Here is a 16598-nt window from a genome sequence, read left to right on the forward strand (position 1 = left end):
CGCGTCCTTCTCCGCGCCACCCGTCCCCTCCGTTCTTTTCGCCCTACTCGGCCCCACCAGTTCTGGGAACAAGGACCTCTGCCATGAATGCGCCTTCCGTGGGCGGCCGCGGCCGCCCGGTGATTGTTCTGATCGCGGTCTGCCTGGCCGTGCTGACCCTGCCGGCCTCCCTGACCGGCACGTCCGTCGCCCTGCCGCGGATCGGTGTCGACCTGCACGCCGGGTACGCTCCGTTGCAGTGGGTGGTCAACTCCTACAACCTGGCCTTCGCGTGTTCCATGCTGGCATGCGGTTCGGCCGCCGACATCCTGGGTCGCAAGCGGCTGTTCGTCGCCGGCCTCACCCTGTTCAGCCTGTCGAGCGCGGTGAGTGTGCTGACGTCCGACATCATCGTGCTGGATGCGGCCCGGGCGCTGGCCGGGGTCGGCGCGGCCGCAGTCATGACGGCCGGGTCGGCAATCCTCGCCACCACGTTCGAGGGCGCGGCGCAGGCCAGGGCGTTCGCCATCCTCGGTTCGGCGGCCGGCGCCGGGCTGGCTCTCGGTCCGTCGACCGCCGGGCTGCTGGTGGACGCCTTCGGCTGGCGAGGCGTGTTCGCCTCGCACCTGGTGGTCATGGTCCTGGTGGCCGTCGCGGTGCCGATGGTGCGGGAGTCGCGCAATCCCGCCGCGATCCGGTTCGACTGGCCGGGCATCGCCTCCTTCACGCTGAGCCTGCTGCTGCTGATGCTCGGTGTCGTACAGGGGCCGCAGTGGGGCTGGAGCAGCGCCGGCACGGTGCTGCTCCTCGTTGCGGCGGCGGTGCTCATGGCGCTGTTCGTCGTCGCCGAACTGCGCCAGGCGCGACCGATGTTCGACCTCGGTCTGTTCGGCCAGCCGCGCTTCCTGGCCGCCTCGCTGGTGCCGCTGTCCCTGTCCTTCGGGTTCGTCTGCCTGGTGGTGCTCCTGCCCGCCTACCTGACCGGTGCCCGCGGGATGTCCGTCGGCCGCGCCGGTGACACGATGATGCTGCTTACCCTGCCTGTGCTGGTGGTGCCGCTGGTTGTCAGCAACCTGGTCCGGCGCGGGCTGTCCACCCGGCTGGTGCTCAGCCTGAGCATGCTGGTGGCCGCCGGCGGTGCAGCCTGGCTCACGGTCATCGACCAGGACATCGCGGTCGTCAGCCTCATCGGGCCGCTGTTCCTGATCGGTACGGGCATGGGCATGACGGCCGGTCTGGTCGACGGTGTCGCGATCACCTCGGTGCGGCCCGAACAGGCGGGTACCGCCGCTGGCATGTTCAACACCGTGCGGCTGGCCAGCGAGGCGGTGGCGATCGCGGCGATGGGGGCCCTGGTGCTCGATGTGACCCGGGGGAGAATCTCCGCGGGCCTGCCGGCGACGGCGGTCCCGCCGGGCGGTGCCGATGCCGCCACGATCGCGAACAAGGCGGTCAGCGGGAACCTCACCGGCGCGGCGGACGGCCTCACCGGTACCGCCCGCGCCGATTTCCTCGACCTGCTCACGCGCAGCTACACCCACGGCATCCACGTTCTGCTGTGGTTGTTGGTCGGCATCGGAGCCGCCACCGGGGTCGTGCTTCATCTGCTGCTGCGGCCGCGGGAGGTTGGCGTCACCACCACCGAGCAGGCGGAGCCCGTCACCGTGGCGGTGGACGCATGACGCCGTCGGCACCGCGGCTGCCGGTGCTGGTCGCCGGCGCCGGACCAGCCGGTCTCATGGCCACGATCGAGCTGACCCGGCGCGGGGTGCCGGTGCGCTGCATCGACCGGGCCGGCGGGCCGAGCACCCTGTCCAAGGCACTCGGGGTGTGGCCACGCACCCGTGAACTGATCCGTCGGATCGGGGGCGATGAGGCGCTGGCATCGAGATCCCTGCCGCAGACGCAGATGCGCTACTACTCCTCGGGGAAGGTCATCGCCAACCTGCGCTACCGGACGGCCACCCGGCCGCTGATCTGCCCGCAGCCCGGCGTCGAGGAGGTACTGCGGGAGGTCCTGACCGGCCTCGGCGGCTCGCCGGAATGGCGCACCGAACTGCTCGACCTCGACCAGTGCGACGACCGGGTGCGGGTGCGGGTGCGGTATCCGGACGGCGCGGAGCGGATCGAGGAGTTCGCCTACCTGGTCGGCGCCGATGGCGCGAGCAGCACGGTCCGGGCCCAGCTCGGCATCGGCTTCGACGGCGACACCTATGAGCTGCGCTTCGTGGTGGCCGACGCGCTGGCGGACACCGCACTCGATCCGACGATGACCCACTACTTCTGCTCCACGCGCGGCATCCTGGTCGCCTGCGGGCTGCCCTCCGGCCGGTGGCGGGTCTTCACCTCCGCGCCACCGGACTTCACCCAGCAGGGAGCCGACCTCGACGCCGTCCAGCGGCTGGTCGACGAGCGGGGCCCGGGCGGGATCGTCCTGCGTGACCCGGACTGGCTCAGCGTGTTCTCGGTGCACGCCAGGCAGGCCGAGCGGACCAGGGTCGGGCACGTGTTCCTGGTGGGGGACGCGGCGCACATCCACAGCCCGGCCGGCGGGCAGGGCTTGAACACAGGCGTCACCGACGCGCACAACCTGGCCTGGAAGATGGCGTTCGTCTGGCACGGCCGGGCGGATCCGGATCTGCTGGACACCTACGCGGCGGAGCGTGGGCAGGTAGCCCGGGCGGTCGTCCGCCAGGCCGACGTGCAGACGCGGATCTGGCTGCTGCGCCGCGGCTACCAGGTGGCGCTTCGGGACACGCTGCTGCGGGCCGCCTCAGCCCTACGACTGTTCGACATCTCCTACGTTCCCTGGCTGGCCGGCCTGCGCACCAGGTACCGGGTGGCGGCGTCGGAGGGCCGCGCGGTGGCCGGATTCCAGCCGGGCGCACTGATCCCGCTGCCGCTGCGGTCCGAGCTCGACGACCTGCGCTACACCCTGCTGATCTCGCGGCCCGAGCGGCACGGTTCCGGCGGCGCTTCGTTCGACGCACTGGCGGACCTGTGCCGCGACCACTTCGCGGACCGGGTGGACGTGCGGGTGCTCGACGGAAACGGCCGGGCGCGGGGCGCTGTCGCCGCCCTGGTGCGCCCGGACGGGCATGTCGACATGGCCTCCCGTGACGCCGCACCGGTGCGGACCCGACTGACCGCACTGTTCACCGCACCGCCGACGAGGCAGCCTGACGGCCTCGGCGACCTGAGGAGAAAAACGTGACCATCATTCCGGACAGCCACCGCGACCTGTTGGAGCGGCCGCTCTTCGCCCATCTGGCGACCATCCGGCCCGACGGGCAGCCGCAGGTGAATCCCATGTGGTTTTCCTGGGACGGCGAGTTCCTCTGTTTCACGAACACGACCGTCCGGTACAAGTACCGAAACGTGACGGCCAATCCACACGTGGCGGTCTCCATCAACGACCCGGACCAGCCATACCGGTACCTCGAAATCCGCGGGGTGGTGGAACGCATCGACCCGGATTCGGCCGGAACGTTCTTCATGACGCTGGCCGACCGCTATGCGATGGCGCTGGACGGTCCGCCACCGGACGCCCAGTACCGGGTCGTCTACGTCGTTCGGCCCACGGGCAGCAGCAGCCAGTGACGCCTCACGGCGCGAGGATATCCGCCATCGAGCAGATCGCCGCGCCCGCGCGCGCGAGCTGATCGAGCGCTCCGGTGTGCTCCGCCACCGTCACGCTCGCGGTGGCATCGGACACGACGGCCACGTCGAAGCCCGACGCCACCGCCGTTCCAGCGGTGGCGGACACGCCGTGCGCGGTGGACAGGCCCGCGATCACCAGCCTGGTGCGGCCCTGTTCGCGCAGCAGCCCGGCCAGGCCGGTGCCCGTGAAGGCATCCAGGCCGTCCTTGGTGACGACAAGGTCGCCGGGCCGCGGCGCCAGGGCGGCGACGAGCTGGTTCGGCGCGGCCTGGGGCCCACCGTCGCGGCCGTCGGCACGCAGATAACGCACGATCACCGTCGTCGCCTTCGCGTCGGCCAGGCCGTCACGCAGCCGGACGCAGGCGTCGACGACCTGGGTACCCGGGATCGGCGCCCACGGCATGTCGACGATCCAGTGCTGGAGATCCACCAGCACGAGGGCTGTTGTCTCGCCGCGCCGGTAACCGGGCATCGCCGCCGCCTCCACACGTGACCCGTCGGGGATTGCCAGACACGCGCACGCTAGCAGAGAGACGCAGATGGAACGGTTTGTGCGGACACGAGACGATCTTATGCTATGGACCGAAAGTTTTGGCAGGTCAGCGGATCCCGCGATTCTGCTTGTGATGGGCGGGCCCGCGCAGGGGATCACCTGGCCCGACGCGCTCTGCCGGATGCTGGCCGATTCCGGGTACCGGGTGGTCCGATACGACCATCGTGACGTCGGTCTGTCCACGAAGACCGACTCCCGCCTTTCCTGCTATGACCTGTCCACGCTCGCCGGGGACGCGGCGGACGTCATCACCGGACTGGGACTGGCATCCGCACACGTGGTGGGCCAGTCCGCGGGCGGCATCGTGGCCCAGCTGCTCGCGCTGGAGGAGCCGAGCCTGGTTCGCTCCCTGGTCCTGCTGTCCTGCTCCCCGGATGCCAACGGCGACGTCCATCTGCCGCCCCTGACCGGCCTGCCCGGTCCGGAGCGGCCGTTGCTCGACCACGTCGCCGCGCTGAACGACAACCCGCCGACGACCAGAGCGGCGCGCGTCGCGGCGGCGGTGCGCGGCTGGCGCGTGCTCGTGGGGGCCGGCGCGCCGTTCAGTGAGACCTACTGGCGGGACCTGGTCGAGCGCTCGATGCGACGGGAGGCGGGCTCGGACCTTGGCAGTAACCATCTGCGGGCACTGGACCGCACGCCGCCGCTGACCGCGAGGATCGGCGCGATCCGGGTGCCGGCCCTGGTGGTGCACGGCCGGCGCGACACCGTTTTTCCCCTCGCGCACGGCGAAACGCTGGCCCGCGAGATCGCCGCCGCGCGGCTGGTGGTTGTCGACGAGCTGGGCCACATCTTTCCCCCGCAGTGGTGCCCGCTCGTGCACGGGCTCGTGACGCGGCATCTCCGCGAGGCCGGGGCGCATCCCGCCGGGCAGGTGCGGTCACCCGGTGCGGGCGGGACGTCCGACCGGCGGGGGGCGACGGCCGCGGACGTCCCGCCCGCGGCCCTCTGACCACACCGGCCCTCGACCCCCGGAGCTCTGCTGTGCACCCCATCGTGTCCGTACGGTCCGCGCTCGGACTCCTCGTTGTCGCGGCGATACTTCTGCTCACCGGGTGCGGTCCCGACACCGCCGCGGTTCCCGCAGGCGGTGGTCGACCCGTGCGCGGGGGAACCCTGACCTACGCGATCGACGCGGAGCCGACCTGCTTCGACATCCACGCCAGCCAGCAGGACGTCACCGCGAGCGTCCTCCGCAACGTCTTCGACTCACTCGTCGCGCAGGACGACGCCGGTCATTTCCACCCCTGGCTGGCGACGTCCTGGGACATCACCGACGGCCTGCGCACCTACACCTTTCATCTGCGCCACGGCGTGACCTTCACCGACGGCAGCGCCTTCGACGCGGCGGCGGTGCGGGCCAACTTCGCGCACATCGTCGCGAAGCAGACCAGGTCGCAGTACGCCGCGAGCCTGCTCGGCCCGTACGCCGGCACCGACGTCGTCGATCTCTACACCGTACGGGTGCGTTTCAGCCGGCCGTTCGCCCCGTTCCTCCAGGCCGCCAGCACCACCTATCTCGGCTTCTACTCGCCGAAGGTCCTCGCCACCGACGCCGCGCAGCTGTGCGCGGGCGGGCCACGAGCGGTTGGTACCGGGCCGTTCTCCGTCACCAGTCGCACCCGAGGCCAGCGCATCGTCCTGACCAGGAATCCGGCCTATGACTGGGCGCCCGCGACCGCGCGGCACTCCGGCCCCGCCTACCTCGACCGGATCGTCATCCGCATCCTGAAGGAGAACTCCATCCGGGTCGGCGCGCTGACCAGCGGGCAGGTCGACGTCGCCGCCGCCGTGCCACCGGCGGACGCGCGGTCCGTCGGCGCCGACCGGAATCTGCGGCTGCTGCGGAAGGACGTGCCGGGAGTCCCCTACAGTCTCTACCTGAACACGTCGCTGGCGCCTTTCACCGACCGCCGGGTCCGCACCGCGATCCAGCGGGGAATCAACGTGGACCGGAATGTCGGCGCCGTGTACTTCGGTCAGTACCGGCGAGCCTGGGGCCCGCTGACGGACGTCACTCCCTCCTACGACGCGACCGTCAGGCAGAGCTGGCCCTACGACCCAGTCAAAGCCGGCCAGCTGCTCGACGAGGCCGGTTGGGCCAGGCGCGACGGCGCCGGGTTCCGCGTGCGCGACGGCCGGCGGCTGAGCATCTCCTGGCCGGTCGTGCCGACGTACCTGCGCGACCAGCGTGATGTGCTCGGCCAGGCGATCCAGGCCGACCTGCGGAAGCTGGGCGTGGAGGTCACCCGTCCCAGTCTCGACGTCGGCACCTACCTGGCGCTCTCCTACAGCAACAAGGCGCAGATGCTGGACTTCAGCTGGAGCCGTGCTGATCCGGATGTGCTGCGGCTGTTCTTCAACTCCGCCAGCTCCCCGGCATCTGGCGGGCAGAACATGGCGCAGCTGGCCGACGCGGAGGTGGACCGGCTGACGGTCGACGGCGCGGAGAGCCTCGACCGGACGGCCCGCGACGACCTGTACGGGCGGGTCCAGCACGACGTGCTCGCCAGCGCGGCTGTAGTCCCGCTCTACACGCCCAGCTCGATCCTGGGCGTGGCCCGACGGGTCGACGGCATCGGCGTCGACCCGAACGCCTGGCCGCTCTTCTTCGATGCCTGGCGCGTCTCCGGGTAGCGCGGCGGATGTCTGGAGGCGACATGCATGTCCTCGAGCAGGCGCCGGCGACGGAGGATCGCGGCCCCGCCCCCGAACCCGCGCGCCGCCGGACCGTCCTGCGACACCTGCTGCGACACCTGTTCTCCGGTGCCGCGGTACTGCTGGGCGCCGCCACGCTCACCTTCACCGCGCTGCAGCTGGCCCCGGGCGATCCGGTGGCGGTCCTGCTAGGGCCGGGAACGTCCGCCTCGCCCCAGGTACGGGCGGAAATCCAGGCAGAGTACGGTCTCGGCGAGCCGGCTCCGCTGAGGTACGTCCACTATCTCGGCCATCTCGCCCGCGGCGACCTGGGTACCTCGTATCAACTCCAGCAGCCGGTCAGCGAGGTGATCGTGGATCAGCTGCGACCCACGGCCGAACTCGCGGCCGCGGCGCTGGTGCTCGCGGTCCTGACCGGGGTGGCCATCGCCGTCGCGACCGCGGGCCGCCGACCGGGACTGCGCGCCGCGGCGATGGCCTGGGAGTCACTGGCCCTGTCCGTGCCCTCGTTCTGGGTGGGCATCGTGCTGGTGAGCGTGTTCTCGTTCCAGTTGCGGATCTTCCCCGGAGCGGGGGCCCAGGGCGCGGCCAGCCTTGTGTTGCCGTCGGTGACCCTCGCCATGCCGGCCGCCGGCGCGCTTTCCCGGACGCTGCGGGAGGGACTGGAAGCCGCCCTCGCGCAGCCGTTCGCCGCCGCCGCTCGGGCCCGCGGCCTGAGCCCCACCGGCGTCACAATGCGCCACGCCCTGCGCCACGCCGCCGCAAGCGCGCTCAACCTCGGCGGCTGGCTCGCCGGGACGCTGCTCGCCGGCACCGTCCTCGTCGAGACGGTCTTCGCCCGCCCGGGGCTCGGCGCGCTGACCGTGCACGCCGTCATCGACCGGGACATGCCCGTGGTGATGGGGGTCGTCCTCACATCGGCCCTGGTCTCGGCCGTCGTCTTCACCGTCGTGGATCTGCTGCAACGCGTCCTCGACCCGCGGCTTCGGATCGAGGTGATGGACCGGTGACCAACGTCCTGGCAGCGCCTCCGACGCTGTCTGACCGGCCCGCGCCGCGTCTCGTCGCCCGCGCGTCGACGATCCTGCTCACTGGCATCCTCCTGGTGATCGCCCTGGCGGTGACGGCACCGGGGATCCTCACGGGCGCCTCGCCGACCGTCGTCGACCCGTCAGGCGTGCTGGCAGCGCCGAGCGGCTCGCACTGGTGTGGGACCGACCAGCTCGGGCGGGACGTGTGCGCCCGGGTGCTGCATGGTGCCCGGGCGTCCCTGCTGCTCGGCGTCGGCTCCGTCGCGCTGGCCGTGGGGATCGGTGCGGCTCTGGGCCTCGCGGCGGCGCTCGGCGGGCGCCTCGTCGACCTGGTGCTCACCCGGGTGATGGATGTGCTGATCGCGATACCCCCGTTGATGCTCGCCCTCCTGGTCATCGCGGTGCTCGGGCCCGGCAGCGGCAGGACCATGATTGCCACGGTGGTGGCGCTGACGCCTCTGTACGGCCGCCTCGTCCGCGCCGAGGCGATGGTCGCCCGCCGAGCGGGTTACGTCGAGGCGGCCCGCGGACTCGGCGTCGGCCGGATGGCGCTGGTCGTGCGCCACGTGCTGCCAAACGCGCTCGGTCCGGCGCTGGCGCTGGCGACCACGGGGGTCGGCTCGGCCATCGTGTACGTGGCGGGGCTGAGCTTCCTCGGGTTGGGCCCGCAGCCCTCCACCGCGCAGTGGGGTCTGATGCTGGCGGAAGGCCGGGACTTTCTACGGTCCGCGTGGTGGGTCGGGGTGTGCCCGGGTGCGGCGCTCGCGCTGACCGTGCTCGCCGTCCAGGCCGCCGGCCGCCGGGCCCAGCAGCGGCTTGTCCGGCGCGGCGGATGAGCCCGGACGTGACCGCCGCCGAGCCGACCCTGGTCGTCGAGCGGCTGGACGTGACGTTTCGGGACGGCGTCGCCGGCGTGCGTGCGGTGCGGGACGTGTCGATCGCCGTCCGTCCCGGCGAGTGTCTCGCGGTCGTGGGCGAGTCCGGTGCCGGCAAGAGCGTGCTCGCCCGGACGCTGATCGGACTGGCCGGGCGCGGTGCGATGGTCCGTGCTGGCCGGCTGGACCTGCAGGGCGTGGATCTGACCGCCTTGACCGAACCGGGGTGGCGGGTGTTGCGAGGCCGCCGGATCGGGTTGGTGCCCCAGGACGCGTTGGCCTCCCTGGATCCGCTGCGGACGGTGGGAGCGGAGGTGGCCGAGCCCCTGCGCGTCCACCGGATCGTGGCCCGTCGCGACGTCCGCGAGCGGGCCGTCGCGACGCTTGGGCAGGTGGGGGTGCCGGAGCCGGCCCGGCGCGCCGGGCAGTACCCGCATCAGCTCTCTGGCGGTCTGCGACAGCGGGCCCTGATCGCCTCGACGGTCGCGGCCGGACCCGACCTGCTGCTGGTCGACGAACCCACGACCGCGTTGGATGCCGCCTCCCGGGAGCGGATCGTCGAGGTGCTGCGCGGCCTGGTAGGCGGCGGTGTCGCCCTGCTGTTGATTAGTCACGATCTTGCCACGGTGGCCGCCGTCGCCGACCGGGTGGCGGTCATGTACGAGGGGCGGATCATCGAGCAGGGACCGGCCGTCGACGTGCTTGGCGGTCCACGGCATCCGTACACCTGCGCGTTGCTCGCGGCGGCCCCCTCGCGGCACTCGCGGGGCACCGTGCTGTCCCCGGACCTGCCGCGCCGTCCACCGGCCGGGCCGGACGGCTGCCCATACGCGGTGCGCTGCCCACTCGCCGACCACCGGTGCCGCGAGGAACTGCCGCGCCCCGATCACCCGGGTCTCGAACCCGGCGTCCTGTGCTGGCGGCCCGGAACGGAAACGGAGCGGGCCGGACCGCCACGGGTCGTCGCCCCGGCCCGCAGGGACACCGCCGAGGCTCTCGTCGAAGCCACCGGCATCACCAAACGTTTCCGCGATCCCGACGGGGGGTGGCGGGACGCCGTCCGTGCCGTGACGTTCGAGCTTCGTGCCGCCGAGACACTCGGCGTCATCGGTGGGTCCGGGTCCGGCAAGACCACGCTGGCCCGCATCGTGCTCGGCCTGCTCGAACCGGACGAGGGTACCGTCCGGTTCGCCGGCGCGCCCTGGGTGGCGGCCGCGGCGGCGACCGCCTCGCCCAGCCGGGTACGCGAACGTGACCGCAGGCCTCGGCGGCACCGGATACAGGCCGTCCACCAGGACTGCCTGAGCTCATTCGACCCGCGTCACACCGCCGAGCGGATCGTCGGCGACGCCATGTCCGGTCCGGATCGGGGCCGGGCGCGACGAGATCGGATCGTCGCACTCCTCGACCAGGTAGGGCTGTCCGAACAGGTGCTGCGACGCCACCCTCGCGAGCTGTCCGGCGGGCAGCGTCAGCGGCTGGCGATCGCGCGTGCGCTCGCGCCGTCACCCGAGGTCCTCGTCTGCGACGAACCGGTGTCCGCGCTCGACCTGTCGGTGCAGGCCCAGATCCTCGACCTGCTGGCGGGACTGCGCGACGAACTCGGCTTGGCCCTGCTGTTCATCTCCCACGATATCGCAGTGATCCGGCACGTCAGCGACCGCGTCCTGGTGATGAAGGATGGGCAGGTGGCCGAGATCGGCGGCGCGGAGCAGGTGCTCGAGCGCCCCGCGCACCCGTACACCCGGCATCTGCTGGCCGCGGCCCGCACCTGACGGCGGCGCGGACTGTCCGCACCCGGTCGGGGTTGCGCCTACAGGCCCATCGCGATGCCGCCGCCGACGGGGAGGACGGTGCCAGTGACGTAGCTTGCCTCGTCGCTGGCGAGGAACCGGATGGCGGCGACGACCTCGTCCACTGTCCCCATCCGGCGCAGCGGGGTCATCCGCATCAGCTCCTGCCTGCGCTGTTCGGTCAGCGGCCTGGTCATGTCGGTGTCAATGATCCCCGGTGCCACCACGTTCACGGTGATGTCGCGGTTCCCGAGCTCCCACACGACGGACCGTGCCATGCCGAGGAGGGCGGACTTGGACGCGGCGTAGTTGCTCTGCCCGGGGGAGCCGAGGAAACCAAGTGCCGACGACACGCACACCACTCGCCCACGCCGGGCCGGAAGCATGCTGGCGACGGCGGCCCGGACGGCTCTGAACGCTCCGGCCAGGTTCGTGTCGACCACGGTCTCGAACTGTTCGTCGGACATCCGCAGCAGCGGGACGTCGATGGTGATGCCCGCGTTGGCGACGAGTACCTCGACCGTTCCGTGCGCCTCCTCCGCCTCTCGCAGCGCACGCTCGACGTCGCCAGGTACCCTGACGTCCGCGCGCAGACCGAGCACGCCTTCCGGGGCGGCCCCCGACCGGCCGGCGACGGCGACCCGGTCGCCCCCCTCGGCGAACGACCGTGCGGCGGCCAGGCCGATGCCCCGGCTCCCGCCCGTGATGAAGATCGATCGGCCCATCGCATTCTCCTCCCGGGCCCGCGGCGCCACCGCCGGTGCCCGTCCTCGCCCTGTGCAGCTGGCGTTGTGTGCGGCTGTGGGTTCAGTCGTCGGTGAGATGACTGGTGGGAACCGGGCAGATGGTCATGGTTCCCGCCGCGATGACGGCGTCGTTCTGCTGGAAGGACACGGCGAAGGTGGACCCGCCGACCACGTCCTCATGCTGGTGGACCGCTGCCACGGTGGTTGTCACATCCAGCTCGGCGAACCGGGTGAAGGCCAGGTCGAAGGCGACGACGGTGGCCGCGGTGGCCGGCACGCCGAGCAGGTCCGCGCCGGACCACAGGCACAGCTGCCGGGCCGCCTCGGTGAGTACCATGCCGGGGAAATGGTCCAGTGCGTGGTCGAACATGCTGCGGTTGTCGACGGGCACCCGAATGGTGGCCGTGGCCCCGCCAGCGAACTGGACGGGATCCACGAGGATTGTGTTGACGCTGCTGGCTCGCCCGACAGCGGCCGGCGCGATCGTCGCGGGCGTGGGCCGGATGTCGTCCGATGTGTGCGGCGCGCTTCCCCGGCGGAGCGCCCGCACGTGTTCGTAGGCGGAGTCAGACAGGTAGCCCACCGCGATCCGGGTGTCGCCGATGGCCACGCCGTCCAGGGAAAGCCGGATGTCGTAGGCCAGCGACCGACTGGTCGGCCGGTCGCCGACGAGTGGGCGCGTGCCGACCGCCATCGTCAGCTCGCTGGCGCCTCGGGTGCGGATGGCGAACAGCCCCGGCAGCTGCATGGACCACGACCTCAGGACGAACCGGGTGTCCCGTGCCACGCCGAAATGCACGTGGGCGCCGTAGGTCTCAGCCTGGCGTGAGCATTCCAGCAGAAGCAGTGGATCCACCGCGCCGTGTCGGACGTGGTCGGTGAAGTACGCGTGGGACGACGGCAGTTGGGCGGCAGCCAGGTAGGACGTCGCACCGGTGGGCACGGTGTCGGTCAGGAACACTTCGGAAAGCGCGTGACGGTGGATGAGGGAACGGTCGACCGTCTGCATGAAGTGCAGCTCGCGGAGAGTGTCCTCGGTGTGTGCGATCTCAGTGTCAGCCGGCATCTACGGATCCTTCGCTGGGGTCCTGCGCGGGATTTCTTCCGCTGATTGCTGCGCCCGTCGCCAGGACGGCATCTGCTTGTACTGGGCGCATATTTCCTGCGCAGGACAAAGCTACCCCGACCATCCTTTCGTGCCGCTGACGGCTGGCTGGCGGTTGACATCAGCGGGACCACGCCGGCGTATCAGACCAGTTCCGCCGAGGGGCGCATGATCAGAGGGTGAGAAAGGCCGGGTGTCGCGCGGTCCGCGCACCCGGGTTGTATCAGGCACGCGGTCCAGCCGACGGTCTACGACGCTTCGTTCCGGAGGGGTTCGGCGGATGGCAAAAGGTTCGACCGGCGCGTGACCAGGGCCATAATCCTTTTCGCCTCGGCCGCGCCCAGAAGCTGCCCGGTCTCCTCCGAGATGGTGCGCAGGCGTTGTGCGCATTCGGTGGCTCGCTCGAACTCCTGCTGCTCGGCGTACATCAGCCCGAGGTCTACCAGGATCCTGCGCTGAGTGATCCGGTTGGTGCCGGCCACCAGGGCGAAGGCGTCTGCCGCGTGCAGCGCCGCGGCGGCGGCACGGCCGAAGTGGTCGTCCGCGAGCGCGATCCGGACGAGCGAGTAGGCCTTCCCGTCGGTGTAGTCGATGGCGTTTGCCCGTTCGAATGCCTGCCGGGCGCACTGGATGGATGCGGTCCAGTCCCCGCGCTCGGCGTTGATCCCCGACATGATGCAGAGGGTCTCCGCCTCAAAGGTCCGGTCACCGCACTCCTGGAAGGCGCCCAGCGCCTGCTCGGCGAACTCAAGCGCGGCCTGGTTGTCACCGACATCGTGGTGCACCAGCGCGAGCCCGTAGAGCGAGATGCTCCGGTCGTAGAAGGAGTCGATACGCGTGGAGACCTCAAGAGCCTGGGAGAAGCAGGACTTCGCAGCGTCCAGATCTCCCAACGCCTCACGTACCAGGCCCAGGTTCCTCAGGCTGTACGAGGTGATGTGATGCAGCCCGAGCTCGCCGGCGGCCCGCAGCGACGACGTGATGTAGGTCGTGGCCACAGTCATGTCGCCCTGAGCCCAGTGGATCTGGCCGAGTAGTCCAAGCGCGGCGGCCTCGGTCCGCGGGGACCCGACTTCCCGGGCGATCGCCAAGGCCTCCTGCCCGATGCGCTCGGCCTGATCGACCTGGCTGAGACTCAGATGGGCGAGACTGAGGTTGTTCAGGATGGCGGCCACCTCCTCGGACATGCCGAGGTCGGTGTGCAGGGCGACACTTTCAGTAAGGTGGTTTATCGCCTGACGATAGTCACCTAGCGTGTTATACAGGTTGGCGAGACTGCGGTGCATCGCGGCCATGCCGAGCTTGTCCTTACTCCGACCGGCCGCAATCAGACCGCCGTGCGCCGCCTCCGACCATTCAGTCCGATATCTTCCGGTCCAGAAGAACCCGCGGAGCGCATCGGAAAGATGCCAGGTCAGATGGCTTGAACAGGAACCGTCGAGCGCGCGCATACAAGCAAGGACGTTGCGCCACTCCGCGAGCAGCCAGGCCATCGCCTGGCTCTCGTCGACGAATTCCGGCGCGTCGATCACGGAGCGTGTTTCTGGCGGCAGCGGGAGCCGGAGGAACTCCACGTGCAGGATATCCACCGCGTTTCTCGTGCCGACCAGGTACCACAGGCCGAGACGGTCCACTGCCGCCGCTATCTCCTGGGCAGTGAAATGGTCGCCTGCCCGCTTGTAAGCGTATTCCCGCAGCAGGTCGTGAAACTGGTACCGGCCGGGCGCCTGCTGCTGCAGCAGGTTCGCCACCGTGAGCCTGTTCAACGAGTTGCGGGTCTGGGCTGTGCTCATGTCTGCCAGGACAGCGACGGCATTGGCCGAGAAGTCGGGCCCGGGGAAGAGCCCGGCCAGGCTGAACAACCGGCGATCGTCCGGCCCGACCGAGTCGTAGGACAGCGCGAAGGCGTTGGACACCGCCGAGACCGGGTCGTCGTCCACGGTAAGCGCCGCCAGCCGGTTGCCCGTGCGCAGGCTGTCCACGTATTCGTCGGCGTGGCCGCCCGGGAAACTGATCAGATTGGCGGCGGCGATGCGCAGGGCGAGGGGGAGATACGCACACAGCGCCACCACCTCCGGAATCAGCGCAGGATCCACCGGGACAGCGACGTTGCGCAACATGCCCTCGACGAGCTCGCGGGACTCCTCGGGGCTCAGAGTGCCCACTTGGACGACCTGCGCGCCCAGCGTGGCGACCAGGCCACCCAGGTGCCGTCGGCTGGTGATGATGACGGAGCAACCGGCGTCGCCGGGCAACAGCGGCATCACCTGGTCAATGCTCGAGGCGTTGTCGAGCATCACCAGCACGTGTCGGCCGGCGACCTTCGATCGGAACAGGTTCGCCTGCTCGGCCAGCTCGACCGGGATCTGGCCCGGCGGAACGCCGAGGCTGCGTAGGAACTGCGGCAGCACATGCTCCGGAGTGAGCGGCGGGTCCTGGCCGAGCCGCTCGTGGCTGCGCAGGTTGACGTACAGCTGCCCGTCCGGGAACGCTGGCCGCAACCGGTGGCCGAGACTTACAGCCAGCGCCGTCTTGCCGATTCCGGGCGGCCCGCACAACACGACGACCGGTACGCCCGGGCGCGTCCCAGACGGGCGCAAGGCCTCGGTGAGCTGGTCCATCAGCTCCTGCCGGCCGACGAACCCGATCGCGTCGGCGGGGAGCTGGGCCGGCACTGTGGACGGCGTCGCCGCGTCGGGTGCGGACCGATCCGGCAGGCACAGCTGCGGGTCGGACTCGAGGATCCGCCCGTGCAGGTCCCGCAGGCCGCTGCCGGGCTCGATGCCGAGCTCGTCTACCAGCAGCGTGCGCACCTGCTGGTAGACGTCCAGTGCCTCGGCCTGCCGGCCGGCCCGGTACAGGGCCAGCATCAGCAGCTCCCAGAACTTCTCCCGATAGGGATTGTCGATAGCCGCGAGGCGGATCTCGCGGACAATCTGGGCGGCTCGGTTCAAGCGCACCTCGAGCTCGAAGCGGGACTCCAGCGCGGACATCCTTTCCTCCTCCAGCGCCGCGCCCTTCTCCCGGCGCAGGGACTCGGAGGGCACGTCGGCCAGCGCGGGGCCGCGCCAGATCGCCAGCGCGTCGGTCAGCAGTTTCGCCTGAGCCTGCGGGTCCGCCGTCTCCTCGGCCCCCCTGACCAGCCGGCGGAACTGCTGCAGGTCCAGGACCGCCGTCCCGAGGTTCAGGCGGTAGCCGCTACTGACAGTGCTCAGCATCTTCGGGTCGCCCAGGAGCTGACGGAGCCGCCGAATGTACGTGTGTAGCGCTCCCCGCGGGTTCGCTGGCTGGTGGTCGTCCCACAACCAGTCGATCAGCCGATCGGAGCCGACGACGCTGCCCGCGTCCAGCAGGAGGGCTGCCAGCAGGGTGCGGAGCTTTCCGGACTCAATCGAGATGATCTCTCCTTTGAGAATGATCTCCAGAGGACCGAAGATCATGAACGCATTGATGCTGTCCACCATGCTCGTGGGCTCCTCGCTCGAACCGACCTTCAGTCTTCTGGTCTCGCTTCACTGAATGGACATGCTCCTCCTGAGGGTGGTTACGGTCCACGGGCCAGCGGGCCGAAAGGAGAGCTGAGGTCCACGCGCCACGGCTGCTTTCCAGTCGCAGGCGCCAGGCCCGATGACTCGGCGGCGATTGCAGAGACGTCTGACCAGCGCCGACTGACTCGCGAAGAGCGCGCCGGCACTCAGCGAGGCCCTTTCACTGGCTGGCTTCATGATACGAACGATCCGCGACCTTTCATGACGATGTCGCATGCACGACAGAGATATCGCATGCTACTCGCCGGGGTCGGTAAGCACCCAAAGCACTCCGTCGGCCGGCGTTTCCGAGAGATGAATAAAAATGATCTTACGACTGCCGGACCCTACCACGGTACGGCCTTCCAGGCGCGCGGCGGCGTGGGGAAGATCTCCCGTCCGCTGCTATTCTCGCCGCCGACCACGGCTTACGCCAAGGTATTTTGATGGGAACCAATGTCGATCTTTCCGGGGTGTGGCCCGACTGTGCCGAACGTCACCAGATCGCGGGCGGCCCACGGGCGGCACGCGGGATTACCGTCGCGCAGCGGCGGTCTTTACGGGCCTCCGGTTCGATCGAGTTCTTCTACGAGCGACGTGCCTGCAGTTCTTCGACCGACACGGACCACGCCCCCCGACGCCAGTGAGATTGATCATTGAGCCTTTTCAAT

Annotated in this window: 12 protein-coding genes; 8 read left to right on the forward strand and 4 right to left on the reverse strand. The window is 70.4% G+C overall.

Annotation, left to right across the window (positions count from 1 at the left end; all coding sequences use genetic code 11):
* Positions 1 to 83: 83 nt before the first annotated feature.
* The 3 genes from AC08OO_RS11865 to AC08OO_RS11875 are packed head-to-tail and all read left to right on the forward strand — an operon-like array spanning position 84 to position 3579.
* Positions 84 to 1661 (forward strand): MFS transporter, encoded by a 1578-nt coding sequence (locus AC08OO_RS11865; protein WP_023841851.1) that lies wholly within the window; start codon positions 84 to 86, stop codon positions 1659 to 1661.
* Positions 1658 to 3193: an FAD-dependent monooxygenase gene (locus AC08OO_RS11870; protein ID WP_476610057.1), complete on the forward strand. Its 1536-nt coding sequence runs from the start codon at positions 1658 to 1660 to the stop codon at positions 3191 to 3193. Before AC08OO_RS11865 ends, AC08OO_RS11870 begins: the two co-directional genes overlap by 4 nt.
* Positions 3190 to 3579 (forward strand): PPOX class F420-dependent oxidoreductase, encoded by a 390-nt coding sequence (locus tag AC08OO_RS11875; RefSeq protein WP_011436532.1) that lies wholly within the window; start codon positions 3190 to 3192, stop codon positions 3577 to 3579. The genes AC08OO_RS11870 and AC08OO_RS11875 overlap by 4 nt, the downstream gene beginning before the upstream one ends.
* A 4-nt stretch (positions 3580 to 3583) precedes the next feature.
* Here the strand turns inward: AC08OO_RS11875 and AC08OO_RS11880 are convergent, their stop codons facing one another.
* Positions 3584 to 4111, reverse strand: a complete 528-nt coding sequence (locus tag AC08OO_RS11880; protein ID WP_023841852.1) for a cysteine hydrolase family protein — start codon at positions 4109 to 4111, stop codon at positions 3584 to 3586.
* A 100-nt stretch (positions 4112 to 4211) separates the two neighbouring features.
* Here AC08OO_RS11880 and AC08OO_RS11885 point away from each other — a divergent pair, with 100 nt between their 5' ends.
* From AC08OO_RS11885 to AC08OO_RS11905, 5 genes are read left to right on the forward strand one after another with little or no spacing between them, the layout of a single operon-like run.
* Positions 4212 to 5144 (forward strand): alpha/beta fold hydrolase, encoded by a 933-nt coding sequence (locus tag AC08OO_RS11885; protein ID WP_160323729.1) that lies wholly within the window; start codon positions 4212 to 4214, stop codon positions 5142 to 5144.
* A gap of 44 nt (positions 5145 to 5188) precedes the next feature.
* Positions 5189 to 6829 (forward strand): ABC transporter substrate-binding protein, encoded by a 1641-nt coding sequence (locus AC08OO_RS11890; protein ID WP_235463213.1) that lies wholly within the window; start codon positions 5189 to 5191, stop codon positions 6827 to 6829.
* Between the two features lie 23 nt (positions 6830 to 6852).
* Positions 6853 to 7860: an ABC transporter permease gene (locus tag AC08OO_RS11895; protein WP_023841854.1), complete on the forward strand. Its 1008-nt coding sequence runs from the start codon at positions 6853 to 6855 to the stop codon at positions 7858 to 7860.
* Positions 7857 to 8717 (forward strand): ABC transporter permease, encoded by an 861-nt coding sequence (locus tag AC08OO_RS11900; RefSeq protein ID WP_011436537.1) that lies wholly within the window; start codon positions 7857 to 7859, stop codon positions 8715 to 8717. Before AC08OO_RS11895 ends, AC08OO_RS11900 begins: the two co-directional genes overlap by 4 nt.
* 8 nt (positions 8718 to 8725) lie before the next feature.
* Positions 8726 to 10531: a dipeptide ABC transporter ATP-binding protein gene (locus AC08OO_RS11905; RefSeq protein ID WP_476618510.1), complete on the forward strand. Its 1806-nt coding sequence runs from the start codon at positions 8726 to 8728 to the stop codon at positions 10529 to 10531.
* 38 nt (positions 10532 to 10569) lie between these two features.
* Here AC08OO_RS11905 and fabG read toward each other — a convergent pair whose 3' ends face one another.
* From fabG to AC08OO_RS11920, 3 genes are all read right to left on the reverse strand, one after another.
* The gene (gene fabG / locus AC08OO_RS11910) at positions 10570 to 11274 is read right to left on the reverse strand and encodes a 3-oxoacyl-ACP reductase FabG (protein WP_011436539.1); all 705 of its coding nucleotides are present in this window, start codon (positions 11272 to 11274) and stop codon (positions 10570 to 10572) included.
* An 82-nt stretch (positions 11275 to 11356) separates the two neighbouring features.
* The gene (locus tag AC08OO_RS11915; RefSeq protein WP_476610059.1) at positions 11357 to 12361 is read right to left on the reverse strand and encodes an AfsA-related hotdog domain-containing protein; all 1005 of its coding nucleotides are present in this window, start codon (positions 12359 to 12361) and stop codon (positions 11357 to 11359) included.
* A 287-nt stretch (positions 12362 to 12648) separates the two neighbouring features.
* On the reverse strand, positions 12649 to 15864 hold the full coding sequence (locus AC08OO_RS11920; RefSeq protein ID WP_476610060.1) for an AfsR/SARP family transcriptional regulator: 3216 nt from the start codon (positions 15862 to 15864) through the stop codon (positions 12649 to 12651).
* Between the last annotated feature and the right edge of the window lie 734 nt (positions 15865 to 16598).

The sequence above is a fragment of the Frankia sp. CeCAU1 genome, assembly GCF_977971845.1.